Origin of the sequence: Caulobacter soli, from assembly GCF_011045195.1 — a bacterium.
In the GTDB taxonomy this organism is placed as follows: Bacteria; Pseudomonadota; Alphaproteobacteria; order Caulobacterales; family Caulobacteraceae; genus Caulobacter; species Caulobacter soli.
This window is the reverse complement of the sequence record NZ_CP049199.1, coordinates 4,718,883-4,743,123: the sequence shown is the minus strand read 5'-3', so window position 1 is coordinate 4,743,123 and position 24,241 is coordinate 4,718,883. Positions and strand designations below refer to the sequence as shown.

General features: G+C 67.9%; 24 protein-coding genes and 1 pseudogene. 15 read left to right on the top strand and 10 right to left on the bottom strand.

Annotation, left to right across the window (positions count from 1 at the left end):
• Positions 1-102: 102 nt before the first annotated feature.
• Genes G3M62_RS22100 through G3M62_RS22080 form a run of 5 tightly spaced genes read left to right on the top strand, consistent with a single transcriptional unit; the run spans position 103 to position 4,244 of the window.
• A complete protein-coding gene (locus G3M62_RS22100; RefSeq protein WP_165190697.1) occupies positions 103-567 on the top strand; it encodes an SRPBCC domain-containing protein in 465 nt (154 codons plus the stop codon).
• A gap of 5 nt (positions 568-572) precedes the next feature.
• Positions 573-1,034 carry an iron-sulfur cluster assembly scaffold protein gene (locus G3M62_RS22095; RefSeq protein WP_165190696.1) on the top strand — a complete coding sequence of 154 codons (462 nt, stop codon included), beginning with the start codon at positions 573-575 and terminating at the stop codon, positions 1,032-1,034.
• Between the two features lie 53 nt (positions 1,035-1,087).
• The gene (gene yidD, locus G3M62_RS22090) at positions 1,088-1,342 is read left to right on the top strand and encodes a membrane protein insertion efficiency factor YidD (protein ID WP_165190695.1); all 255 of its coding nucleotides are present in this window, start codon (positions 1,088-1,090) and stop codon (positions 1,340-1,342) included.
• Complete coding sequence (gene thrS / locus G3M62_RS22085) at positions 1,339-3,318, top strand: threonine--tRNA ligase (RefSeq protein ID WP_165190694.1); 1,980 nt, start codon at positions 1,339-1,341, stop codon at positions 3,316-3,318. Before yidD ends, thrS begins: the two co-directional genes overlap by 4 nt.
• Entirely contained in the window at positions 3,318-4,244 is a 927-nt protein-coding gene (locus G3M62_RS22080; RefSeq protein WP_165190693.1) for a glycosyltransferase family 2 protein, read from the top strand. The genes thrS and G3M62_RS22080 overlap by 1 nt, the downstream gene beginning before the upstream one ends.
• 24 nt (positions 4,245-4,268) lie before the next feature.
• Here G3M62_RS22080 and G3M62_RS22075 read toward each other — a convergent pair whose 3' ends face one another.
• The 3 genes from G3M62_RS22075 to G3M62_RS22065 all read right to left on the bottom strand — a co-directional run bounded on the left by G3M62_RS22075 (position 4,269) and on the right by G3M62_RS22065 (position 7,887).
• Complete coding sequence (locus G3M62_RS22075; RefSeq protein ID WP_165190692.1) at positions 4,269-5,108, bottom strand: hypothetical protein; 840 nt, start codon at positions 5,106-5,108, stop codon at positions 4,269-4,271.
• A 104-nt stretch (positions 5,109-5,212) separates the two neighbouring features.
• Positions 5,213-6,127, bottom strand: coding sequence for a hydroxymethylglutaryl-CoA lyase (locus G3M62_RS22070; RefSeq protein WP_165190691.1), 915 nt, complete (start codon positions 6,125-6,127; stop codon positions 5,213-5,215).
• Complete coding sequence (locus G3M62_RS22065) at positions 6,124-7,887, bottom strand: ArnT family glycosyltransferase (RefSeq protein WP_165191410.1); 1,764 nt, start codon at positions 7,885-7,887, stop codon at positions 6,124-6,126. Before G3M62_RS22065 ends, G3M62_RS22070 begins: the two co-directional genes overlap by 4 nt.
• A gap of 55 nt (positions 7,888-7,942) precedes the next feature.
• Here G3M62_RS22065 and G3M62_RS22060 point away from each other — a divergent pair, with 55 nt between their 5' ends.
• From G3M62_RS22060 to G3M62_RS22045, 4 genes are all read left to right on the top strand, one after another.
• Complete coding sequence (locus tag G3M62_RS22060; protein ID WP_165190690.1) at positions 7,943-8,680, top strand: glycosyltransferase family 2 protein; 738 nt, start codon at positions 7,943-7,945, stop codon at positions 8,678-8,680.
• A gap of 221 nt (positions 8,681-8,901) precedes the next feature.
• Positions 8,902-9,327: a hypothetical protein gene (locus tag G3M62_RS22055; RefSeq protein WP_165190689.1), complete on the top strand. Its 426-nt coding sequence runs from the start codon at positions 8,902-8,904 to the stop codon at positions 9,325-9,327.
• Positions 9,328-9,412: 85 nt separating this feature from the next.
• A complete protein-coding gene (locus tag G3M62_RS22050; protein ID WP_165190688.1) occupies positions 9,413-10,684 on the top strand; it encodes an acetyl-CoA C-acyltransferase in 1,272 nt (423 codons plus the stop codon).
• Between the two features lie 153 nt (positions 10,685-10,837).
• Entirely contained in the window at positions 10,838-11,161 is a 324-nt protein-coding gene (locus G3M62_RS22045; protein ID WP_165190687.1) for a DNA-binding protein, read from the top strand.
• On the opposite strand, the gene G3M62_RS22040 is transcribed toward G3M62_RS22045, so the two are convergent.
• Positions 11,158-11,490 carry a hypothetical protein gene (locus G3M62_RS22040; RefSeq protein ID WP_165190686.1) on the bottom strand — a complete coding sequence of 111 codons (333 nt, stop codon included), beginning with the start codon at positions 11,488-11,490 and terminating at the stop codon, positions 11,158-11,160. The genes G3M62_RS22045 and G3M62_RS22040 overlap by 4 nt on opposite strands.
• 80 nt (positions 11,491-11,570) lie before the next feature.
• Between G3M62_RS22040 and G3M62_RS26660 the strand changes: the two are divergent.
• Positions 11,571-11,666, top strand: a pseudogene (locus G3M62_RS26660) (hypothetical protein); the annotation flags it as partial.
• A gap of 12 nt (positions 11,667-11,678) precedes the next feature.
• Here G3M62_RS26660 and phaR read toward each other — a convergent pair.
• Positions 11,679-12,359, bottom strand: a complete 681-nt coding sequence (gene phaR / locus G3M62_RS22035) for a polyhydroxyalkanoate synthesis repressor PhaR (RefSeq protein ID WP_165190685.1) — start codon at positions 12,357-12,359, stop codon at positions 11,679-11,681.
• Positions 12,360-12,578: 219 nt separating this feature from the next.
• Between phaR and G3M62_RS22030 the strand changes: the two genes are divergently transcribed.
• From G3M62_RS22030 to G3M62_RS22020, 3 genes are all read left to right on the top strand, one after another.
• Positions 12,579-13,754 (top strand): acetyl-CoA C-acetyltransferase, encoded by a 1,176-nt coding sequence (locus tag G3M62_RS22030; protein ID WP_165190684.1) that lies wholly within the window; start codon positions 12,579-12,581, stop codon positions 13,752-13,754.
• A gap of 133 nt (positions 13,755-13,887) precedes the next feature.
• Complete coding sequence (gene phbB / locus G3M62_RS22025; protein WP_165190683.1) at positions 13,888-14,613, top strand: beta-ketoacyl-ACP reductase; 726 nt, start codon at positions 13,888-13,890, stop codon at positions 14,611-14,613.
• A 328-nt stretch (positions 14,614-14,941) separates the two neighbouring features.
• Positions 14,942-15,724, top strand: coding sequence for a DUF4908 domain-containing protein (locus tag G3M62_RS22020; RefSeq protein ID WP_246263381.1), 783 nt, complete (start codon positions 14,942-14,944; stop codon positions 15,722-15,724).
• 1 nt (position 15,725) lies between these two features.
• Here the strand turns inward: G3M62_RS22020 and G3M62_RS22015 are convergent, their stop codons facing one another.
• From G3M62_RS22015 to G3M62_RS21995, 5 genes are all read right to left on the bottom strand, one after another.
• Positions 15,726-17,762 (bottom strand): TonB-dependent receptor plug domain-containing protein, encoded by a 2,037-nt coding sequence (locus G3M62_RS22015; protein ID WP_165190681.1) that lies wholly within the window; start codon positions 17,760-17,762, stop codon positions 15,726-15,728.
• A gap of 162 nt (positions 17,763-17,924) precedes the next feature.
• Positions 17,925-19,355, bottom strand: a complete 1,431-nt coding sequence (gene tldD, locus G3M62_RS22010; protein ID WP_165190680.1) for a metalloprotease TldD — start codon at positions 19,353-19,355, stop codon at positions 17,925-17,927.
• 110 nt (positions 19,356-19,465) lie between these two features.
• Positions 19,466-20,266 (bottom strand): GIN domain-containing protein, encoded by an 801-nt coding sequence (locus G3M62_RS22005; protein WP_165190679.1) that lies wholly within the window; start codon positions 20,264-20,266, stop codon positions 19,466-19,468.
• 10 nt (positions 20,267-20,276) lie between these two features.
• Entirely contained in the window at positions 20,277-20,843 is a 567-nt protein-coding gene (locus tag G3M62_RS22000; protein ID WP_165190678.1) for a DUF1700 domain-containing protein, read from the bottom strand.
• Entirely contained in the window at positions 20,840-21,166 is a 327-nt protein-coding gene (locus G3M62_RS21995) for a PadR family transcriptional regulator (RefSeq protein ID WP_028037416.1), read from the bottom strand. Before G3M62_RS21995 ends, G3M62_RS22000 begins: the two co-directional genes overlap by 4 nt.
• A gap of 385 nt (positions 21,167-21,551) precedes the next feature.
• Here G3M62_RS21995 and coxB point away from each other — a divergent pair, with 385 nt between their 5' ends.
• Complete coding sequence (gene coxB / locus G3M62_RS21990; protein WP_165190677.1) at positions 21,552-22,508, top strand: cytochrome c oxidase subunit II; 957 nt, start codon at positions 21,552-21,554, stop codon at positions 22,506-22,508.
• A 24-nt stretch (positions 22,509-22,532) separates the two neighbouring features.
• A complete protein-coding gene (gene ctaD, locus G3M62_RS21985; RefSeq protein WP_165190676.1) occupies positions 22,533-24,194 on the top strand; it encodes a cytochrome c oxidase subunit I in 1,662 nt (553 codons plus the stop codon).
• The last annotated feature ends 47 nt before the right edge of the window (positions 24,195-24,241 follow it).

The following is a 24,241-nucleotide window of genomic DNA, read 5'->3' as shown; positions in this document are numbered from 1 at the left end:
TCGGCGCTCATGGCGTCAGCCTCAAAGCTTGTCCATCTGGGTCCTGGCATTCGCCGGGATGAGCGGATTGAAGAGATTGACGAAAGTGCTAGGTCCACACGCATGCAACGCGCCGTAGAATTCCGCACCGGGGTCAAGGCCCCCGCCGAGCTGGTCTGGGAGATCGTCTCCGACTTCGCGACCTGGAAGGACTGGAATCCCATCCATCCGCGCATGGAGGGCGAGATGCGCATCGGCTCGACCCTGACGGTCGAGCTGGCGCCCATCGCCGACGGCCCGGTCGCCACGCTGCAGCCGATCGTCCAGGACTGGGTGCCCTACGAGCAGCTGCACTGGCGCACCAAGCGGCTGAACGGCTTCGTGACCGCGATCCGCTATCTCGAGATCGAGAACATGGGCCCGGAAAACTCGACCTTCTCGAACGGCGAGCTGTTCATGGGGCCGCTGGTCCGCTTCATCAGCCGCGAGGAACGCCGCAAGCTGCGCGGCGCCTATACCCGCATGGGCGAGGCGCTGCGCGATCATGCCGAGGCCCTCTGGTCGCAACGCCAGAAGAACCCCACATAAGCGGCATGATCGACGACCTTTATTCGGCCCGCATCCTGGGGCTGGTGGCCAACATGCCCCGGGCCGGGCGCCTGGCCGCGCCGGACGCCAGCGCCGAGAAGACGGCCAAGCTGTGCGGCAGCCGGATCGTGGTCGACGTGACGGTTGAGGACGGCCGGGTCGCCGACTTCGCGCAGGACGTCGCCGCCTGCGCCCTGGGCCAGGCCTCGGCCGCGATCCTCGGCGCCCAGGTGGTCGGGGCCGATCTTTCCGAGATCGAGTTGGCCCGCGACGCCTTGCACGCTATGCTGAAGGCGAACGGCCCCGCTCCCACGGGCCGATTTTCGGAGCTCGCCGTGCTGGAGCCGGTCAAGGACTATCCCGCCCGTCACGCCTCGACGCTTTTGGCGTTCGAAGCCGCGGTCGAGGCTGTCCGTAAGGCCACAGGTGGCGCCCAATCCCGAACTAGCCGCGTCGGCGCCGCTTGATCGGGCCTTTTCGCTAGTCGATAAGGTCGCGACTCCGCTCGCGAAACGCCGGCATGACATTCTACGAACGCACCGTCGACCTGGGCCTGCGGGCCTACAAGACGACGCTCTCGCCCTTCATCGGGCGTCAGTGCCGGTATCTACCGACCTGTTCGGAATACGCGGCTCAGGCGCTCAAGGATCATGGACCCCTGAAGGGGTCCTGGCTCGCGGTGGGACGGATTTGCCGATGCAATCCGTTGGGCGGCTCCGGGTATGACCCGTCGCCTCCGCCGTCCGGGCCGCGCAAGTGGAACTGTGAAGAATGATTGATCTGATTTTCCCCGACGGTTCGGCTCGCCAGTACGCCGACGGCTCGACGGGGCGCGACGTGGCCGCCTCGATCTCGAAATCGCTCGAGAAGAAGGCCCTGCTGATCAAGCTGGGCGGCCGGCTGCTGGACCTGGACCGCGCGCTGACGCCGGATCTGCTGATCGACGGCAACGCGTTCGAGATCATCACGCGCGAATCGCCCGAGGCGCTGGAGGTGATCCGTCACGACACCGCTCACGTGCTGGCGCAGGCCGTGCAGGAACTGTTTCCCGGCACGCAGGTTACGATTGGGCCGAACGTCGAGGACGGATTCTACTACGACTTCGCCCGCGACGAGCCGTTCAGCCTGGACGACCTGGCGACGATCGAGAAGCGCATGCGCGAGATTGTTGACCGAGACGAGAAGATCCGCCGCGAGGAGGTCGATCGCGACATCGCGATCGCCGACTTCGACGAGATGGGCGAGACCTACAAGGCCCAGATCATCCGCGATCTGCCGGCCAGCGACACGATCACGGTCTATCACCAGGGCGACAAGTGGAAGGACCTGTGCCGCGGTCCCCACCTGCCGTCGACCAAGCACGTGGGCAAGGCCTTCAAGCTGACGAAGCTGGCCGGCGCCTACTGGCGCGGCGACCAGAACAACGCCCAGCTGCAGCGCATCTACGGCACCTCGTGGGCGTCGGACGCCGATCTGGCGGCCTATCTGCTGCGCATCGAGGAAGCCGAGCGGCGCGATCACCGCAAGCTGGGCAAGACCATGGACCTCTTCCACATCCAGGAAGAGGGCAAGGGCATGGTGTTCTGGCACCCCAAGGGCTGGACGCTGTACCTGGCGCTGGAGGCCTATATGCGCCGCCGGCTGGACGCGGCCGGCTATCGCGAGGTCAAGACGCCCCAGATCCTCGACAAGAGCCTGTGGGAGCGTTCGGGCCACGCCGAGAAGTTCGGCCACGCCATGTTCATGTGCGAGAGCGCCGAGGGCGAGGTCCTGGCCGTCAAGCCGATGAACTGCCCCGGTCACATCCAGATCTTCAACGTCGGCCAGAAGAGCTATCGCGAGTTGCCGCTGCGCATGGCCGAGTTCGGCGCCTGCCACCGCTACGAGCCCTCGGGCGCCATGCACGGCATCATGCGGGTGCGGGCGTTCACCCAGGACGACGCCCACATCTTCTGCCGCGAAGAGCAGGTCACGGAGGAATCCGCCCGTTTCATCGAACTGTTGCGGAGCGTCTATAGCGACCTCGGCATGCATCTGGCCGACACCAAGTTCTCGACGCGTCCGGAATTGCGGGCGGGCGATGACGCGGTCTGGGACAAGGCCGAGTCGGCCCTGTCCGCGGCCGCCGAGGCGGCGGGCGAGACGCTGGTGCTGCAGGAGGGCGAGGGCGCCTTCTACGGCCCGAAGCTGGAATTCTCGCTGAAGGACGCCATCGGCCGGGTCTGGCAGTGCGGCACGCTGCAGCTGGACTTCGTCCTGCCCGAGCGCCTGGACGCCGAATACGTGGCCGAGGACGGCTCCAAGAAGCGTCCCGTCATGCTGCACCGGGCGATCCTGGGTTCGTTCGAGCGCTTCATCGGCATTCTGCTGGAAAACTACGCGGGCCACCTGCCGCTGTGGCTGGCGCCGGTCCAGGTCGTGGTCGCCACGATCACGTCGGATGCGGATGATTACGCTCAACGTGTAGCTGAGCAGTTGACTTCCAGGGGTATTCGCGCAGAGGTCGATTTCAGAAACGAAAAAATCAACTACAAGATTCGCGAGCACAGCCTCGCGAAGGTACCGGTGATTGCGGTGGTGGGGCGTAAGGAAGCTGAAAACGGAGAAGTCGCCCTGCGCCGCCTCGGCGGTGAAGGGCAAAAGGTGCTGTCGCTGGAAGACGCCGTACGCGCGTTGACCCAGGAAGCGACGCCGCCCGACCTCGCCCGTGATCGCGTCGCGGCCGCGCCCGCGGAGTTGGCGCAGGCCTGATGAACAGCATTCTTCCTTCTCATTCGACTTTCGTCTCGGGCGCGCGGCCGATCCGGCCGCGCATCTCCGTCGTCATGGTCGTCTACCAGACGGGAGAAGCGCTGGTCGAAAGCATCCAGCACGTGCTGGCCGAGCCGCTGGTCGACGAGTTCGTCATCGTCGACAACGGCTCGCCGGCCGACGAGGCCGAGCGGCTGCGGCTGCTGGGCCTGACCGAACCGCGGGTTGTGCTCGCGCAAGGACACGGCAATATCGGCTTCGCGCGCGGCGCCAATCTGGGCGCCGAGACCGCCCGTGGCGAATACGTCATCTTCCTCAATCCGGACGCCAATCTGCAGGACGGTTGCATCAAGGCCCTGGTCGCGGCCTTCGACGGCCAGCCGGTTCCGACCGTGATCGGCGCGCGGGTGATGAACACCGACGGCACCGAGCAACGCGGCGGTCGTCGCGGCGAGGTCACGCCGATCACCACCCTGCTCAGCTTCGGCCATCTGACCGCGCGGTTCAAAGGGCTGTCGAAATTCGAGATCCACCGCGAGCGTGAGCCGATCCCCGCCAAGCCGGTGCCGATGCCGACGATCTCGGGCGCCTGCTTCGCCCTGCGTCGCGAGGACTTCGAGCTGCTGGGCGGCTTCGACGAGAACTACTTCCTGCACGTCGAGGACATCGACCTGTGCTGGCGCGCCCGCCAGGCCGGCGGCCAGGTGCTGTTCCAGCCGGCCGCCCAGGTGATCCACCTGGGTCACACCAGCCTGGAGCATCCGCTGAAGGTCGAGTTCCACAAGGGCGTGGGCCTGTCGCGCTACTTCATCAAGCGCGCCGACACCCTCCAGCGCTACGTGATCGCCGTCCTGCTGGCCCCGGCCATCCTGGCGATGAGCGTCTCGCGGCCGCTGATCTGGAAGGTCACCGGGCGGCCGATCTAGTCGCCCGCCCGGCCGCAGGCCCGCCTAGTCGGCGAACACGAAGTTATCGAAAGCCACGAAGCCCAGCGCGATCGTCAGCGAGGCCAGGCCGACAAATCCGGTCGGCGCGAAGGTCTGGGGCGAGGTGTTGTTGGACGGCGTCGAGAACGCGGCGCTGACCGTGCTGCCGTCCGGTCGCGTCCCGGTGAAGGTGACCGGCTGGCTGGTGATGGCCGGGTTGGGGTTGCACACCTGCAGCGAGCGGAAATCGAACGTCTGGCCCGCGGCGGGCGCGACCGTCATCGTGGACGGCGAGCCGTAGGTGCCGACGAAGCCGTTGATGAAGCCGCTGCACCACCGGTCGCCGACCGAGTTGGTGAAAGTCAGGCCCTGGGACGTATAGGCGGTTACCGCCGACGGGCAGCCGGGCGGGAAGTCCTGGTCGAACAGCACGGTCTTGGCGGCGACGCCCTCGAACACGAAATTGTCGAAGGCCACGAAGCCCAGGCTGACCATCAGGCTGGTCAGGTCGTCGAAGCCCGAGGGGGCGAAGGTCTGCGGCGTAGTGTCGGCGTTGGGCGTGCTGAACTGGGCGCTGACCGAGGAGCCGTCGGCGCGCGTCCCGATGAAGGTCGTGGCCTGGGGCGGGATCGCGGTGTTGGGATTGCAGACCTGTAGCGAGCGGAAGTCGAACGCGCCGCCGTCGTCGCGGCTGACGAACAGCTGGCTGGGCGAGCCGTAGGTGCCGACGAAGTTGTTGATGAACGGGCTACACCAGCCGTTGCCCACCGAATTGGTGAACACCAGTCCGGCCTCGCGGTAAGGGCCCGGAGCCGACGGACAGCCGGTCGGAAAATTGTCCTGGAACGTGATCGTGGTCGCCATCGGTGTTTCCCCCTTCGCGCCTGAGCGCGCCGATCCATTCTGGATCGTGGCGGACTAAAGATGCCCGCTATGAGGGAGTCAAGAGCAAGTGCGACCAGAAGTGGTCAGGCCGGGAACCCGCCCGCTCGCGCCAGCGAAGACGCGGGGGCGGCCTTGCCCAGGCGTTCGCTGATGTCGCGGCCGATCGCGATCAGGGCGTCGAGGTCGTAGCCGGTCTCGAACCCGGCCCGCTCCAGCATGTAGACGAGGTCCTCGGTGCCGATATTGCCGGTGGCGTTGGGGGCGAACGGACAGCCGCCCAGGCCGCCGACCGAGGCGTCCAGCACGTCGACGCCGGCCTCGACGCCGGCGAAGGCGTTGGCCAGGCCGGTGTTGCGGGTGTCGTGGAAATGCAGGCGCAGGCGCGTGTCGGGCGCGGCGGCGCGCACGGCCTCGACCCGGCGGCGGACGGTCCAGGGATCGGCGACCCCGATGGTGTCGGCGATGACGATCTCGGCCACCCCCAGGCTCCCGGCCTGACGGGCGATGGCGACGACCTGGTCCTCCGACACCTCGCCGTCGAACGGGCAGCCGAAGGCCACCGAGATGGTCGCGCTGATCGGCGGGCCGCCCAGGGCCGCCTGGCGCTCGACGATGGCGGCCAGGGCGTCGACCTGCTGGGCGGCGGTCGCGCCCTGGTTGGCCAGGCCGAAGCCGTCGGTGGCGCAGACCACGACATTGGCCTCGTCGCACTGGGAGGCCACGCAACGCTCCCAGCCGCGCATGTTCAGCACCAGGCCGATCCGCGAATGCTCCAGGTCGCCCAAGCCTTCTGGGGCAAGCCCCGCCATGATCTCTTCGGCCCCGGCCATTTGCGGCACGCGGTTGGGATTGACGAAGGACACGGCTTCGAGCCGCTTGGCGCCGGCGGCCTCAAGCCGTCGGATCATCGCCAGCTTCTCGTCGACGCTCAGCGACAGCTTCTCGTTCTGCAGCCCGTCGCGCGGGCCGACCTCGACGATCTGGATGAAGCGGCTCATCGACGGTGTTTCCCAGAGGACTTGGGTTCGGGCTTGGACTGTTCGGGCGCGGCAGTTTCCTGTTCGTCGTCCGGGGCGCGGTCGGCGTCCTCGTCGTCGGGGCGGATGGGCGCGCCGCGATAGAGGGTCAGCCGTTCCTTGTCGCCGTCGGAATAGTCGAAGCCGTCGACCACGCCGGCCGGGCGAGCGGTCTGGCCCAGGGCGGCGAGGGCGGCCTGGAAGGCCTTGTCCTGGCGCCCCTCGACCACGGCGGGGCGGCCCTGGGCGACGGCCTTGGCCGCGCCGGCCGGGTCGGTCAGCTCGGTGGTGGTGCCCAGCAGGAAGATCATGCTGGGCTCGGCGTAGCCGGTGACGGCCACGGGGCCGGGCGCGCCGCCCCGGGGCGCCAGGTCGGCTTGCTCCAACGCCTTCTCCAGGCGCGGCGACAGCAGCAGGGGCTCCAGGCGCGGCACGAACAGGCCGACCAGGGCGGCATGGGCCAGAACGCCCAGCGCGCCGGCCGCGACCAGGGCCGTGGCGGCGGTCTTGCGCATCACAAGCACCGCGCCGACCACGCCGGCGGCCAGGAACAGCAGGGCGGTCAGGATCGTGACGGGCAGGTCGGTCGGATCGCCGTGATCCTTGTAGAGATAGGCGACCAGGACGGCGAACAGCACGCCGGCCAGGGCCGACAACACCGCGCCGATGATCCGGGGGATCTTGCCCAGCGGCGCGCGCAGGGCGGCGGCCATCAGGATGGCCAGGGCGGGCACGGCGGGCAGGGTGTAGTGGACCAGCTTGGTCGGCAGGATCTCGAACACCAGCCAGGTCGGGATCAACCAGCACAGGGCGAAGCGAATCCCCGGCTCGCGGCGGCCGGTCCAGCCCTGGACCAGGCCCGAGGGCAGCAGCAGGCTGGCCGGGAACACCAGCAGGAAGGCGGCCAGGGCGTAGACCCCGAACGGCGCGCCGTGGCTTTCCTGGCCGCCGGCCAGCTTGGGCGCGAGGTCGCCGCCGACCGCCGTCGACCAGAAGGCCCCGTCGGTGGCCACGGTGATCATCATCGCCCAGGGCAGGACGATGGCGGCCGCCAGGGTCAGGCCCCAGCCCCAGCCCAGGTCCTTGAGCCACGGCGCCTTGCGGTCCCAGATCCACAGGGCGGCTATGCTCAGGACGATGACCATCAGCCCGACCGGGCCCTTGATCAGCACGCCCATGGCCAGGCCGATCCAGAAGGCCAGCTTGGTCCAGCGGTTGACGGTCTCGCCCGCGAGGTGGGCGGCGTAGATCCGCGCCACGGCGGCCATGGCCAGGGTGGTGAAGCCGCACAGGGCCGCGTCGGTCTTGGCGATGAAGGCCTCGGTCGACAGCAGGATGGTCGCGCCCAGGACGCCGCCGGCCAGCAGGCCCGTGCGCGGGCCCAGCAGCGCCGCCGCGCCCCAGGCGCAGGCCGCCGCCGCCAGCATGGCGCCCAGCAGCGAGGGGATGCGATAGGCCCAGATGCCCCGGTCCTCGGCCGCCGAGAAGGCGGTGACGCTGGCCGCCTGCAGCCAGTGGATGCCGACCGGCTTCTTGAAGCGCGGCTGGTCCTGGAACTTGATGACGACCATGTCGTCGGTTTCCAGCATCTGGGCGGTGGCCTGAGCGAAGCGTGATTCGTCGCGGTCCAGCGGCGGCATGGCGAACAGGCCGGGCAGGCCGGCGATCAGGGCCACCAGGGCGGCGAACAGCGGACCGCGCCAGCCGCGGCTCCAGTCATCCAGGCGAGATTCAAGCGTCATCATGCTGGAATAGCACGATCCTTCTTTTAGGCTATTTTTGCGGTATGAGAGGCCGATGAACGCTCCTGCCTCCGCCATTCCCGACTATTCGATCGTGGTCCCCGTCTTCGACGAGGGCGGCGCCGCGCCGGCCCTGGCGCGCGAGATCGCCGCCGCCTTCGCGGGCGAAAGCCATGAGATCATCTTCATCGACGACGCCAGCCGCGACGACACCAAGGCGCTGCTGACGGCGCTGAAGGCCGAGATCCCGCAACTGCGGGTGCTGGGCCATCGCAAGAACTCCGGCCAGAGCCGCGCCGTGCGCAGCGGCGTGCTGGCGGCCCGCGCCCCGATCGTCGTCACCCTGGACGGCGACGGCCAGAACGATCCGGCCGACGCGCCGCGCCTGGCCAAGGCCCTGAAGGCCGGTCCGCCCGAGCTGGCCCTGGTCGGCGGCGAGCGGGTCAAGCGCCAGGACAGCTCGGCCAAGCGCTTCGCCTCCAAGTTCGGCAACGGCGTGCGCAAGCGCATGCTCGGCGACACGGCCAACGACACCGGCTGCGGGCTGAAGGCCTTCCGCCGCGAGGCCTTCCTGCGGCTGCCCTACTTCGATCATATCCACCGCTACATCCCGGCCCTGATGCTGCGCGAGGGCTACGAGGTGGCGTTTCAGCCGGTGAACCATCGTCACCGCGAGAGCGGGGTGTCGAAATACACCAACTTCGGCCGGCTCAAGGCCTCGGTGTCCGACCTGCTGGGCGTGATGTGGCTGCAGACCCGGGCCCGCAACCCCCAGGGCGTGGACGAGGTCTAGGCCCTGCATCCTTCGAGGCCCGCTGCGCGGTCGCCTCGGGATGAGGAGCGCTGTTTCTGAATTCCTCATCCTGAGGTGCGTAGCGAAGCGAAGCCTCGAAGGACGCAGAGCGGTCAGTTCGCCCGCCGGGCGGCGCCGGCTTTCGGGAATCCGCAAAACCGGTTAACCCTGATCGTTATCGTCGCGTCGTCGGGACGCGTCTCTCGGGGGAGAGCCAGAGCATGTTCGCCGCGTTTCCGCTGCTGGCCCTGCCGGTGCTGGTCTACAATCTGATCGTCCTGACCCTGGCCGGCGGCTTCAACGCCAACGCCGCACAATACAGGCTGGCCGAGCAGCTGTTCACCATCCACATGACCTCCAAGGCCGACTGGGCCGTCAGCCTGGGCGACCTGCTGCTGGCCGCCTCGCTGGTGGTGCTGTTCGTCGAGCTGCTGAAGTCGACCACCAGCCGCAAGATCGCGATCATCAACCACTCGCTGTCGATGGTGCTGTTCATCCTCTGCCTGGTCGAGTTCCTGCTGGCCCCGGCCTTCGGCACTTCGGTGTTCTTCCTGCTGACGGTGATGGTGCTGCTGGACGTGCTGGCCGGCTTCATCGTGACCATCGTGTCGGCCCGCCGCGACATCGACTTCAGCGACGCGCACTAGGCTGCTCGCGGGGCCGTTTTCGACAAGACCCTTGCGGCCAAGCCTGTCCATGCTGACATCCTGAGCTTTCGCAGGGATCACGATCATGGCGTCCAAACCCGACATCTGGCTGGCGGCCGGCCTTCGCACCCCGTTCGCCAAGGTCGACGGGCCGCTGAAGAACATGGACGCCATCGCCCTGTCGGTGCCCGTCGTGCAAGCCATGCTGGCGCAAGGCGCGCGGCCGGACTTCGCGATCTGGGGCACGGTGATCCCCAACCTGACGTGGAGCAACATCGCCCGCGAGGTGCTGCTGGACGCCGGGGCCGACCCGACCATCCCGGCCTTCTCGACGATCATGGCCTGCTCGACCAGCATGATCGGGGTGATCGAGGCCGCCGGCATGATCGACGGGCGCGGCCGCGACCTGGCCCTGGTGGGCGGGGTCGAGAGCATGAGCAAGGTCCAGGTCGGGGCCAGCATCGCCTTTTCCGACTGGCTCAAGGGCTTCCAGGCCGCCAAGACGCCGGGCCAGAAGCTGGCCCATCTGACCAAGCTGAAGCCGTCGGACCTCAAGCTGTGGATCCCCAAGGTCGCCAATCGCACCACCGGCCTGTCGATGGGCGAGCACACCGAGATCACCGCCAAGGAATGGAAGCTGTCGCGCGCCGACCAGGACCAGCTGGCCCTGGAGAGCCACCAGCACGCGGTCGCGGCCTGGGAGGCCGGCTTCTTTGACGACCTGGTCATTCCGGTCGGCGAGGTGAAGCGCGACACCATCCCACGCAAGGATTCGACGCTGGAGAAGCTGGCCAAGCTGGGTCCTGCCTTCGACAAGACCAGCGGCCAGGGCACGCTGACGGCCGGCAATTCCTCGCCCCTGACCGACGGGGCCGCCGCGATCTGGGTGGCGTCCGAGGCGGGTTTGGCCCGCCTGCCGGCCAAGACCCCGCGCGTGAAGGTGGTCGACTATGAGGTCACCTCGATCGACCTGCGCCACGAGGGCCTGCTGATGGCCCCGGCCTATGGCGTGCCGCGCCTGCTGGCCCGCAATGGCCTGAAGTACGATGACATCGGCCTGTGGGAGATCCACGAGGCCTTCGCCGCCCAGGTGCTGTCGCACATCGCCGCTTGGGAGGACGAGACCTTCCGCAAGACCAAGGCGGGCGTCGAGATCGATCTGGGCAAGTTCCCGCGCGAGCGGATGAACCCCACCGGCGGCAGCCTGGCCGTCGGTCACCCGTTCGGGGCGACCGGCGCGCGGATCCTGTCCCAGGCGGTCAAGGAACTGGCGTCACGTCCCAAGGGCGAGAAGGCCATTGTCAGCATCTGCGCCGACGGCGGGCAGGGGACGATGATGCTGCTGGAGAGCGCGTAGGCGCCTAGGTCAGCGCCGTGAAGATCAGCGTCACGACGGCGATGTCGAAGAAGCGGGTGGCGAGGGTGAGCAGCATGGCGGGTCTCGAGGTCTGACGCGCCTCGAAACAAGCAAGACTGGCGCCAACGCCGCCTCCTGCGCTAGCCTTCCGCCATGGCCTTGTTCTTCGACCAGCTCTGGTATGACGCGCGGCTGGCCGAGCGCGGCCTGACCCGGGCGGTGCTGGCCGCCGTGGCGGGCATGACCGGCGAAGAACTGGACCTGGCCTACAAGGATCAGCGCGAGCTGACCGCCGCCCAGATCGCCGCCTTCGCCGAGCTTTTGGGCGTGCCCTTGGCCGAGGCCGCGCGCCGGGCGGGCATCGGCGCGCACGCGGCGGCCTTGCCGGGCGAGTCGCTTTCGCTGGAACAGAAGGTGGCGGCGCTGGAGGCGAGGGTCGCCACGCTGGAGGCCGAGCTGGCCCGCCTGAAGGCCTAGATTTCGGTCTTCTTGATCAGGCCCGCCCGGGGACGGCGGTCGGCCGGGCCGGAATATTCCGTGCCGAGATAGGTCGAACGCGCAGTGTCGAGCACTTCCTGCCCACCGCGCAGGCCGCGCTTCTGGCCGCTTTGACCCATCACGTGCGCCGCGAAAGTCGCGAAGCCGCTTCTGCGAGGCGGCGGCGGGGCCGGCTGCTCGTCGCGCACGAACGTCACGTCTTCCTCGCCGTCCGCCTCGGGGCGGCCCGAGTCGTTGGCGTCACGGGGCGCGGGCAGAGCCCGGCGCGCGGCTTGGGCGCGTCGAATGGGGTCGATCGGACCGTTCATGATGAAGAGTAGTGGCCCACGACGGTTAAGGACCGGTCAGCCGGCGTGGTTAGCGCGGCGTTACGGCCGAACACGGGCGTTTGGGGCGAAACCTCGTCCTTCGACAGGCTCAGGATGAGGTTTTCCTCCGCCGAGCCTGCCTTGTTCCTCATCCTGAGCTTGTCGAAGGACGAGGAACACGCACGGCCCTAAGGCTTGGTCGCCAGCTTCTCGATCTGCTGCTGCATGGCTTCAAGCTGGCGCTTGAGGTCGGCCAGGGAGTCCTCGCTGGGGGCCGACGGCGGCGCGGCGGCGGGCGGCGGCGGTTCGGCCGGGGCGGCGGGCGCGTCCTCGGGCCGGGCGTAGGCGAAGGGCGAGAACATCTTCATGGCGCGGTCGAACAGCGCCATGTTCTGACGGATCTGGTCCTCGTAGACGCCGATGCCGGGCATGCCCTTGGTCACGCCGCCCAGGCCGGGCGTCAGGCCCGAGAACTGGGTGCGCATGCGTTCCTGCTGCTTGGTGAAGCTTTCCAGCGACATTTCCAGATAGCTGGGCAGGAAGGCCTGCATGGAATTGCCGTAGAAGCCGATCAGCTGGCGGAGGAACTGGATGGGCAGCAGGTTCTGGCCGCCGCCGCGGTTCTCTTCCTCGAAGATGATCTGGGTCAGGACCGAGCGGGTGATGTCGTCGTTGGTCTTGGCGTCATAGACCACGAAGTCGACGCCCTCCTTCACCATGTCCGACAGGTGCTCGAGGGTGACGTAGGAAGACGAGGCCGTGTTGTAGAGACGGCGATTGGCGTACTTCTTGATGACGACCTTCTGGCCCGCGCCTTTTTCTCCGGCCTTCGCCGAGGGCGTTTCGCCGCTTTCGTTGTTCTCGGACATTTCGTTCCCTAGGACAGCGTTGTCTCCGCCTTTTCGCATCGCACTATCGCTAATGCAAAGGCAGGGCGCCAGCGCCACTTACGCTTGGGCCGCGCAACATCCCGTGAAAAAGCAGCGGTGACGAACCGCGCCGGTTTGGGCATGGTGGCGCCGCACTGCAAAATCCGGGGCGCCGCGCTCGCGAGACCGCCCGGAAACACGTCTCGGGAGTTCTTCGCCATGAGCGACATCGTCATCGTCTCCGCCGCCCGCACGCCGGTCGGCTCCTTCCTCGGCGCCCTTTCCAGCTTGCCGGCCCACGAGCTGGGCAAGCTGGCCATCCAGGCGGCCGTCGAGCGCGCCGGTATCACGCCCGCCGACGTCGACGAGGTGATCCTGGGCCAGGTGCTGCAGGCCGCCGCCGGCCAGGGTCCGGCCCGCCAGGCCTCGGTCAACGCCGGCATCCCGGTGGAAAGCCCGGCCTGGAGCCTGAACCAGCTGTGCGGCTCGGGCCTGCGCGCGGTGGCCCTGGGCGCCCAGCAGATCGCCGCCGGCGACGCCAACATCGTGGTGGTCGGCGGCCAGGAGAGCATGAGCCAGGCCCCGCACGCCCAGGCCCTGCGCAACGGCCAGAAGATGGGCGACCTGTCGTTCGTCGACACCATGATCAAGGATGGCCTGTGGGACGCTTTCCACGGCTATCACATGGGCCAGACGGCCGAGAACATCGCCGCCCGCTGGCAGATCACCCGCGAGGCCCAGGACAAGTTCGCCGTCGCCAGCCAGAACAAGGCCGAGGCCGCCCAGAAGGCCGGCAAGTTCGACGCCGAGATCGCGCCGGTCACGATCAAGGGCCGCAAGGGCGACACCGTCGTCGACAAGGACGAGTTCATCCGCCACGGCGTCACCCTGGACGGCATTTCGGGTCTCAAGCCCGCCTTCACCAAGGACGGCACGGTCACCGCCGCCAACGCCTCGGGCCTCAATGACGGCGCCGCGGCCCTGGTGCTGATGACCGCCGACGAGGCCAAGAAGCGCGGCCTGACCCCGTTGGTCCGCATCGCCTCGTGGGCCAATGCCGGCGTCGAGCCCGAGATCATGGGCACCGGCCCGATCCCCGCCTCCAAGAAGGCCCTGGAAAAGGCCGGCTGGAAGGTCTCCGACCTCGACCTGATCGAGAGCAACGAGGCCTTCGCCGCCCAGTCGCTGTGCGTGGTGTCCGAGTTGGGCCTCGACCCGGCCAAGGTCAATGTCAACGGCGGCGCCATCGCCATCGGCCACCCGATCGGCGCGTCCGGCGCGCGCATCCTGACCACCCTGGTCCACGAGATGAAGCGGTCTGGAGCCAAGAAGGGCCTGGCCACGTTGTGCATCGGCGGCGGCATGGGCGTGGCCATGTGCGTCGAGGCGGTCTGACGACCGTTTGGGAGTCGGTCTGACACCTGTTTTGATTGGGTGTTCGGCGAAATTGTCATGACGAGCGCCGTGGGGGCTTGTTCCCTCACGGCGCTCGCGTGCAACGATAAGAAACTTTCAGCGGGAGAAGACCATGGCGAGAGTTGCGTTCGTGACCGGCGGCACCAGGGGCATCGGTCGAGCGATCTGCGAGCGGCTGGTGGCCGACGGGCTGAAGGTGGCGGCCGGCTATTCCGGCAACGAGGAAGCCGCCGCAGCCTGCGCCGAGCAACTGGGCGTGATGGTGGTCAAGGGCAATGTCGGTTCGTTCGACGACTGCGCCGCCGCGGTGAAGACAGTCGAGGCCGAGCTCGGCCCCATCGAGGTTCTGGTCAACAACGCCGGCATCACCCGCGACGGCATGCTGCACAAGATGACCTACGAGCAGTGGTCCGAGGTCATCCGCGTCAACATGGACTCGGCCTTCAACATGACCCGCCCGGTGATCGAGGGCATGCGCGACCGGGGCTGGGGCCGGATCATCAACATCAGCTCGATCAACGGCCAGAAGGGCCAGATGGGCCAGACCAACTATTCGGCCGCCAAGGCTGGGCTGATCGGCTTCACCAAGGCGCTCGCGCTCGAGAACGCCAAGAAGGGCGTGACGGTCAACGTCATCTGCCCGGGCTATATCGACACCGAGATGGTCGCCGCCGTACCGGAAAACGTCCTGGCCTCGATCATCGCCGGCATCCCGGTGGGGCGCCTGGGCAAGGGCGAGGAGATCGCCGACATGGTCTCGTTCCTGGCCGGCGAGCGGGCCGGCTTCGTGACCGGCGCCACCCTGACCCTGAACGGCGGCCAGTACATGGCGGCGTAGGCCGCTGGGCGTAAACCTCGTCCTTCGACAAGCTCAGGATGAGGTTTACGAATGCCAAGGCCTGCACAATGGTCCTCATCCTGAGCCTGTCGAAGGACGAGGACCACGCGCCGCGCCTGAAGTTTTGACAATCGCGAGGCGGGCGCCTCACGCCGTTACGCCCCCACACCCACACAATGGCTTGACGGCGGCGCTCCCGGTGGTTCGACTATCGGTGCTGACGGGAGTGTTGCGCGCAAGCGACACCATGGCGTCCGGGGTAATGCGTGGCGGGAACAAGGTCTTTGGCGTCCAAGATTCGCCCTACTCGGCGATCATGACCGTAGGCATGGAGAGACTTTCGGCGGCGAAGATGGGGCCAGGGGGCTGTGCGATCCTGCTGGCGCTCGCCCTCGCCGCTGGCGCTGGGAGCGCGAACGCCCAGTCCTCGGGCGTCAGCCTGCGCGACGCGCTGTTCGGCAACCGCGGCGGTTCGGAGGCGCGCAAGTCGCCGACCCCGCCCGTGGCCCGCTACGTCTCCGAGACCGGCGACGGCTTCATCCTCGACCGCGCCTCGTCCCAGCCGCTGATGAAGTTCGACAACAGCTCCGAGGTCTGGGTGCTGTCGCCCCAGGCCGCGCCGCGTGGCGACACCATCTACAAGAACGAGCTGGGCGAGCTGGTGCTGCGGGCCAGCAAGCTGGGCGGCATGACCCTGTTCACCAGCGAGCGGCCGGGCGGCGACGCCGCCGCCCTGATGGGCAAGGCCGGCTCGATCCAGCCGCCGCCGTTCATCTCGGTCAATGTCCTGTTCCAGCGCCTGGTCCAGGCCAGCGCCCGCGCCAGCCGCGCGGCCCAGCACCGGGTGGCGTTCGAGACCGTCGACGACGCCACGCCCGCCACGTCCGTGCTGGTCGCCGACACCGCCACCGTCACCGCCGAGGCCTTCGAGCGCATGGCCCGCGACGGCGACCGCAATCTGCTGGTCCGCGTGACCCGCGTCCTGCTGGCCGAGGGTCACAAGCCCGGCGCCAACCTGAAGGGCGGCGACCTGACGGTCACCTACGCTCCCGGCAAGGGCCTGTCGGGCCGTCCCTCGTCCAAGCGGATCATCAAGATCGTCGACCGGTAGGTCAGCCCAACCGCTTCCTGACCTGGATGAACAGGTACGGCTCGAACGGCAGCGAGCGGTACTCGTTTTTGTCGACGACGTTGTCGGCGCGCGAGCCCTTGTAGATCGTCCGCTCGCGCGTGACGTTGCGCGAGGTCCAGTTGGACAGGGTGGTGCGCACCGTCAGGTCGGGCCGCGGCTTCCACTCGACGAAGCCCTCGAAATACTGCTCGGCGCGCTGGGTGCGCACCTCGTTGAAGCGGAAACGGCTGTATTCGTTCGCGCAGCTGGTCGAGACGCCCCAGCTCCATTTTCCGCCCGGCATGTCGCGCGTGAAGCTGACATTGCAGACGAACGGCGTGGCGTTGGTAATGCGGCGCTTTTCGAAGGTGACGGGGTCGGTGACCTCGCTGTCGAACCAGGAAAAACGCGTCTTCAACTGGCCGCCCGAGATACCCAGTCTCTGGGTCGGCACGGTCAGGGCGATGACGAACTGGTCGGAGCGGCCGTCGCCGATGTTGCTGGGCGCGTCGCCGCCGCCGACGATAGGCTTGTAGTCGACCACGTCCTGGATTTCCGAGTGGGTCAGGGTGGCCGAGATCGAGCCCGCCCCCCAGAACCGCCGCTCCCACGCTGCTTCGCCGACCCACGAGCGCTGGGGCTCCAGATTGGCGTCGGCCCCGTCCTGGCTGCCGGCCGTCAGGTCGGCCGAGGCGATGAAGTCGCCGAAGTCCAACTGGCCGACCTCGCGCTCGACCCGCACCCGCAGCTGGTCGACGCTGGTGGGGTTCCAGGTCGCGACCACCCGGGGCTTGGGATAGAAGAAGCTGCGCTCCAGGTCGGTGTCGCCGGTCTGGGTGATGCGCGAGACCTCCATCCGGGCGCCGGCCTCGACGGTCAGCTTTGGGGTGGCCCGCCAGACGGCCTTGCCGGCCGCCTCGCCGCGCAGCTCCTCGACCTTGGTCTGAGTGCGGGTGGTGTCGGCGTTGATCCGGTGGCGGACGTCGCCGTCCAGGACGTTGTAGGCGCCCTCGACGCTGCCCTCCAGCGACAGGGTGTCGGACCGGCGCTGCTTGAGCTCGGCGCGCAGGATGCTCTCGCCGGTCTTGTCGCGCTCGCGGTAGTCCTCGTCATTGCCCGGCTTGACGAGGGTGGAGCCATAGGTGTCGTCGCCCAGGTTCTGCAGAAACACCAGCTGCAGGTCGGTGCGGGGCGAAAGCCTGCGATCGTAACGGGCGCCGAACTCGCCGGTCCAGTCCGCGTCGGTCTCGCCGCTGATCTGGCGGCCGGGGCCCGGTTCGTACTGGGTGTAGGTGACGTCGCGGTCGTACGAGAAGTATTCGAGCTTGCCGTTCACGCGAAGTTTTCCGCCCAGCACCCCGCGCTGGATCGCGCCGCGCGCGGCGTAGTTCTGGATCTGGTCGTAGCCCTTGAGGGCTTCCTTGATGGTCGGGCGGCCGTCGGGAAAGCTGGTGACCCGCGCGCCGCCGTCATAGGTCTGGTCGGTGCGGTCGACCGTGGCCTTCAGCGAGCCCTCGATCTGGTTGATCCCGTCGCGGCGCGAGGCCTGGAACTCCAGCAGCGGGCCGAACAGGCCGTCCGGATAGAGATAGGTCTGGATGTTGGCGACCTTCTCGACCTGCACGGTCGACTTGATCACCACATTGGCCAGGATGGTCTGGCCCTGCATGTCGATCCCGGGCGCGCCGCCCCGGATCAGCTCGACGCGCTCGACGGCCGAGGCCGAGATGCGGGTCAGGATGTCCTGGAGGTTCTCGCTCTTGGTGGTGGGCCGCTCGCCGTTGATCAGCACGTTGCCGGCCGTGCCGGCGAAGCCGCGGGCGCTGTCGCCGCTGTCCAGCCGGAAGCCGGGCAGGCGGTTGATCATGTCCAGGGCGGTGCTGGGGCGTTGCTCGGCGAAGAAGCTGGGCGGATAGCTGATGACGCCGCGGGCGGCCTCGGCGGCGGGCGCGGGGGTTTCGGGCGTCGTCGACGTGGCGGCCGCCTGGGCCTCGGGCGCGGCCAATCCCAGGGCGAAGACGACGGAAGCGAGACTCATGACGCGGTATCCCCCAAAGCCCCCGCTTTGTTGGCCGCGACCCTGTCCGTGCGCATGCACTGGAGCTAGTTACAAAACCGAAAGGTAGGTTACAATTGTGAAATGTTTCCGCCGATCACCTTGGCGATGGGCGAAAACATCAATTTTCACAGAGGTTTGCGGCTAAACCGCCGTCCCGCCCACCGTCAGGCCGGTGATCTTCAGCGAGGGCTGGCCCACGCCGACCGGCACGCCCTGGCCCGACTTGCCGCAGACGCCGATGCCGGGGTCGAAGTCGAAGTCGTTGCCGATCATCGTCACCTTGGTCAGGGCCGAGGGGCCATCGCCGATCAGGGTCGCGCCCTTGACCGGGGCGGTGATCTTGCCGTCCTCGACCAGATAGGCCTCGGTGCACTGGAAGACGAACTTGCCGTTGGTGATGTCGACCTGGCCGCCGCCGAAATTGGCGCAGTAGAGGCCGCGCTTCATCGAGGCGATCATCTCGGCCGGGTCGTCGTTACCCGCCAGCATGCCGGTGTTGGTCATGCGCGGCATGGGCATGTGGGCGTAGGACTGGCGGCGGCCGTTGCCGGTGGCGGCCATGCCCATCAGGCGGGCGCTCATCCGGTCGTGCATGTAGCCGACCAGGATCCCGTCCTCGATCAGCACGGTGCGTTCGGTGGGCGTGCCCTCGTCGTCGATGGTCAGCGAGCCCCGGCGGCCGGGGATCGAGCCGTCGTCGAACACGGTCACGCCCTTGGCGGCCACGCGCTCGCCGATGCGGCCGGAAAAGGCGCTGATGCCCTTGCGGTTGAAGTCGCCTTCCAGGCCGTGGCCGACGGCCTCGTGCAGCAGCACGCCGTTCCAGCCCGGGCCGAGCACCACGTCCATCTCGCCGGCCGGGCAGGCCACGGCGTCGAGGTTCACGAGCGCCATGCGCAGGGCCTCGTCGACCTGCTCCCGCCACTTGTCGGGGCTGATCCAGGCGGCGAAGCCGGCGCGGCCGCCGGCGCCCGAGGATCCAGCCTCGCGCTTGCCGTCCTTCTCGACCGTGACCTGGACATTGACGCGGACCAGCGGCCGCACGTCGCGCAGCAGCCGGCCGTCGGCGCGCAGGATCTCGACCACGCGGCGCTCGCCGGCCATCGAGGCCATCACCTGCACCACGCGCGGATCGCGGGCCCGGGCGAAGGCGTCGATCTCCTGCAGCAGCGAGACCTTGTCGGAGAAGGCGGGGGAGGCGACCGGGTCGTCCTCGCCATAGAGACGTTCGTTGGTGGCGCGCGGAGCCTCGGCGCTGACGCCGGCATAGCCGCGGCGGGCCAGCTTGGCGGAATCGGCGGCGCGGCCCAGTGCGGCTTCGGAGATCTCGGCGGAGTGGGCGTAGCCGGCCGTTTCGCCGGCCACCACGCGCAGGCCGAAGCCCTCGCCCGAATCGTAGGAGGCGCTCTTCAGGCGGCCGTCGTCGAACACGAAGGCCTCGCTCTCGGAGCGTTCGACGAACAGCTCCCCGTCGTCGGCGCCGGCCAGGGCCTCGCCCAGGATGGCGCGGGCGCGTTCGGGATCGACGCCGGCGGCGGCGAGCAGGGAGGGGGCGGTGATGGGAGCGGTCATGACTTACAGGTAGGCGTTTCGTCCGCGTCCGTCATCACCCCGGCGACGATTCGACGCCGGAGATTAAGTCTTTCCCTCCCCCTGGCGGGGAGGGAAAGGCGGTCAAAGGTCTACCAGTCCTGGTGAACCTCGCCGGAGCCGGCGACGCTGGAGGTGAGGACGGTCGGCTTGCTGGTCAGGTAGACGTCGCCGCTGCCGGCCACGTCGACCTCGGCCGCGCCGTGCGGAGCGACATGGGCCTCGCCGCTGCCGGCCAGGGCGATCTTGGCGTCGCCAGTGTCCAGGCTCCGCAGGTCGGCCTCGCCGGACCCGGAGACCCGCAGATCGACTTTCTTGGTCTTGCCCTGGGCCTCGACATTGCCGCTGCCGTTGATCTCGAACACGACGTCGGGCTGGTCATAGGCCTTCAGATAGAGGTCGCCGCTGCCGTTCAGGGTGAAGCTGCGCACGCCCGGAGCGACGATCTCGACCGAGAGCTGGTCGCTGTCGCGGCTGACATGCATGCCGTGCCCGTGGAAAGAGATCGTACCGCCGGCTTCGTCGCGCAGGGCGATGCGGCCGTTCTGGACGGTCACCTGGTCGACCAGGCGCTGGGGGCCGGTCACCTTGACGCTGCCGCCCGCGCCCGGCGCGGCCTGGGTGAAGATCACCTCGGCGGGCACGTCGACCTGCAGGGCGTCGCCGCCGCTCCAGACGATCTGGCGGGTGGTGGTCTCGCCGTTGTCGACGCGGGTCGAGCCCGGACCGACGTGGATGCGGTCGTTGTCGTCGCTGATGTCGATGTTCCAGTCGGCCGGGAAGTTCCAGCCGTTCTTGATGATGTCGCGGCCGCCGAGCGCGAAGGCCCCGGCGAAGCAGCCGACGCAGAGCACGAAGCTGGCGACGGCGACGATGGTCAGGTTGCGGATCATGACGGTCCCCTCAGACCTGGGTTTCGATGGCCGGCTTCAGCAGCCGGTAGTGAAGGCGGCCGAACCAGACCAGGCCGTTGACCAGGGCGATGGTCAGCAGGGTGGTGACGGCGGCCAGGGCCGTGGCGCCGGCCATCAGGCCGATGCCCAGCAGGAAGGCGACGGCGGGGCCGCCGGGCGGTCCGGCGAACGGTCCGGCGGTCGCCACCACGCCGCCGGCCACGAACACGCCGATGGCGGCCATGAAGAAGGCGAACAGCGTCCCCAGCACGCCCATCAGCAGGGGCAGCAGGAAGATGATGTCGATCGCGCCCAGGCCGAGGATGGCGAATATCGCCCCGGCGGCGGCGGACGGGTTCTTGGTCTCTTCCCAGCGCTTGACGCCCTGCTCGGCGCGCTGTTCTCGGGCAAGTCTTTCGGGTTCGCCAAGCGCGGCGGCCACTTCGCTCTCGCTGCGCCCGGCTTCCTGGGCGTCGTTGAAGTGGGCCTCGTAGTCGGCGACGATGTCGGCGATCTGGGCGGCGGGCAGGCCCGCCAGCCCGCGCTTGAGGCGGGTGAGGAATTCGGCGCGCGTCATGCGGCGGCTCCCAGGATGTTGTCGACGGCCGAGACGAAGGCCGCCCATTCGGCTTTCTGGGCCGTGAAACTGGCCCGACCGGCCTCGGTCAGGCGGTAGTATTTGCGCGGCGGACCGCTCTGGGATTCCACCAGATAGGTCTCGACCTGGCCGTCCGACTGCATGCGGCGCATGAGCGGGTAGATCGTCCCTTCCCCCATATCGATATCCTTGGCGAGCTTGCTGGCGATTTCGTAGGCGTAGCTGTCGGCCTTCGACAGCAGGGCCAGCACGCACAGCGCCAGCACGCCTTTCTTCAGTTGAACTTCAATGGCTTCTGTCACGGTGTCAGGTTCCCGTTGCTGAGCACTCTTGTGACGCAAGGTAGTGCCCATTGCAAGGTAGCTGTCATTACATGTTAGTAATGGTACGTAAGCTGGAAGGGCTCCGAATACGCCCCGAAACGGTCCTTGTTAAGAGTGGTTCGCAGGTGGGGCGCCCTGGCTCCGCGCAAGGCGTTCGGGCGAACGCCTCTGGTGCTTGGCAACGGGGATTGGAGCGCGTATGCACGCCAGCGACCGGCCAGAGACGCCGGGGCCGGACCGTCGATTCCCCGTCGCCTGACGAAGTCGATTGCCTAAGCCCCGTGTCGCTGGTCGTATTGTGCATGTCGGCGCGGCGTGGGTTGATTGCGACGCCAAATCGCCGCCGAAACGGGCCGTGAGGGATATGAAGGCGCAAATTCAGGGGATGCGGCGGAAGTTGACGGGCGTAGCCGCCGTCGCCGCCACGACGATGGCCCTTTCGGGCGTGTTCGCGGGGGAAGCCCTCGCCAAGGGCGCCGAATTGCTGGGTCAGCCGACCCCCGGCGCCTATGACCTTCAGCGCGCGGCCTCGCCGCTGAAGTACGAGGCGATCGCCTTCCACAACCACGTGCTGATGCCGATCATCACGCTCATCACCCTGCTGGTGCTGGGCCTGCTGATCTGGATCGTCGTCCGCTACAACGCCAAGGCCAACCCGGTCCCGGCCAAGTTCAGCCACAACACCACCGTCGAGATCATCTGGACGATCGGCCCAGTGCTGATCCTGATGATCATCGCGATCTTCTCGTTCCGGCTGCTGTTCGCCTACAACGACATGCCCAAGCCGTACCTGACGGTGAAGGCCACCGGCTACCAGTGGTACTGGGGCTATGAGTATCCCGACCAGAAGATCAGCGAGATCACCTCGGTGCCGCTGAAGAAGGAAGAGGCCGCCGCCAAGGGCGTGCCGTACCTGCTGGCCGCCGACAAGCCGATGGTCGTTCCGGTCAATCAGGTCATCCGCGTGCAAGTCACCGGCGCCGACGTGATCCACGCCTTCGCCCTGCCGGCCTTCGGCCTGAAGACCGACGCCATTCCGGGCCGCCTGAACGAAACCTGGTTCAAGGCCGACACGATCGGCGTCTATTACGGCCAGTGCTCGGAACTCTGCGGCGTCGACCACTCGAACATGCCGATCGAGATCCACGTCGTCAGCCAGGCCGACTTCGACGCCTGGGTGAAGACCAAGACCTCGCCCGCGCCGGCCGCCACGGCCGCCGCCGCTCCGGCCCCCGCCGCTGGCGCTCCCGCCGCCGTGACCCCGGCCGCGACCGCCCCCGCTTCCGCTCCGGCCGCGGCTCCCGCCGCGCCGGCGGCCTAAGATACGATTGCAGGATTAAGTCCGATGGCTCACGCCGCTGACATCGATCACCACGACGCCCATGGCGCCGACGACAAGCCGCCCTTCTTCCAGCGTTGGTTCTTCTCGACCAACCACAAGGACATCGGCACGCTGTACATCCTGTTCGCCATCATGGCGGGCCTGGTGGGCGGCGCGCTGTCGGGCCTGATCCGCTGGGAGCTGGCCGAGCCGGGCATCCAGATCTTCGGCCCCAACTCGTCGATCAGCCTGCTGGGCCTCGTCGAGCAGTCCAAGCACGGCTACAACGCCGTCGTCACCGCCCACGCCCTGATCATGATCTTCTTCATGGTCATGCCGGCGATGATCGGCGGGTTCGGCAACTGGTTCGTCCCGATCATGATCGGCGCGCCGGACATGGCCTTCCCGCGCATGAACAACATCTCGTTCTGGCTGCTGGTCGCCGCCTGGTGCCTGCTGCTGACCTCGATGTTCGTCGACGGCGGCCCGGGCCGCGGCTTCGGCGGCGGCTGGACGATCTATCCGCCGCTGTCGACCACCGGCCACACCGGACCCTCGATGGACCTGGCGATCCTGGCCCTCCACTTGGCCGGCGCCTCGTCGATCCTCGGCGCGATCAACTTCATCACCACGATCTTCAACATGCGCGCGCCGGGCATGACCCTGCACCGCATGCCGCTGTTCGCCTGGTCGGTGCTGATCACCGCCTTCCTGCTGCTGCTGTCGCTGCCCGTCCTGGCCGGCGCCATCACCATGCTGCTGACCGACCGTAACTTCGGCACCCACTTCTTCGACCCGGCCGCCGGCGGCGACCCCGTCATGTTCCAGCACCTGTTCTGGTTCTTCGGTCACCCGGAAGTGTACATCCTGATCCTGCCAGGCTTCGGCATCATCAGCCACATCGTCTCGACCTTCTCCAAGAAGCCGATCTTCGGCTACCTGGCGATGGCCTACGCCATGGTCGCCATCGGCTTCGTCGGCTTCATCGTGTGGGCGCACCACATGTACACCGTCGGCATGAGCATCAACCTGCGCGCCTACTTCGTGGCCGCCACGATGGTCATCGCGGTGCCCACCGGCGTGAAGATCTTCTCGTGGATCGCCACGATGTGGGGCGGTTCGATCAGCTTCAAGACGCCCATGCTGTGGGCGATCGGCTTCATCTTCCTGTTCACCGTCGGCGGCGTGACCGGCGTGGTCCTGTCGAACGCCGGCATCGACTACAGCCTGCACGACACCTACTACGTCGTCGCCCACTTCCACTACGTGCTGTCGCTGGGCGCGGTGTTCGCCATCTTCGCCGGCTTCTTCTACTGGTTCGAGAAGATGTGGGGCGTGAAGTACAACGAGTTCCTGGGCTGCGTGCAGTTCTGGATCATGTTCGTCGGCGTCAACCTGATCTTCTTCCCGCAGCACTTCCTGGGCCTGCAGGGCATGCCGCGCCGCTACGTGGACTACCCGGTCGCCTTCGCGCACTGGAACTACGTCTCGTCGGTCGGCTACGCGATCACGGCCGTGGGCGTGCTGGTGTTCCTGGTCATCCTGATCGAGGCCGCCATCCGCCGTCGTCCGGCGCAGGCCAATCCGTGGGGCGAAGGCGCCACCACCCTGGAATGGACCCTGTCCTCGCCGCCGCCCTTCCACCAGTTCAGCGATCCGCCGGTCATCAAGGCCGACAGCCACTGATCCTGGTAGACTAGACACGCAAAACGCGGGGGCGCGGGCCGGATGAG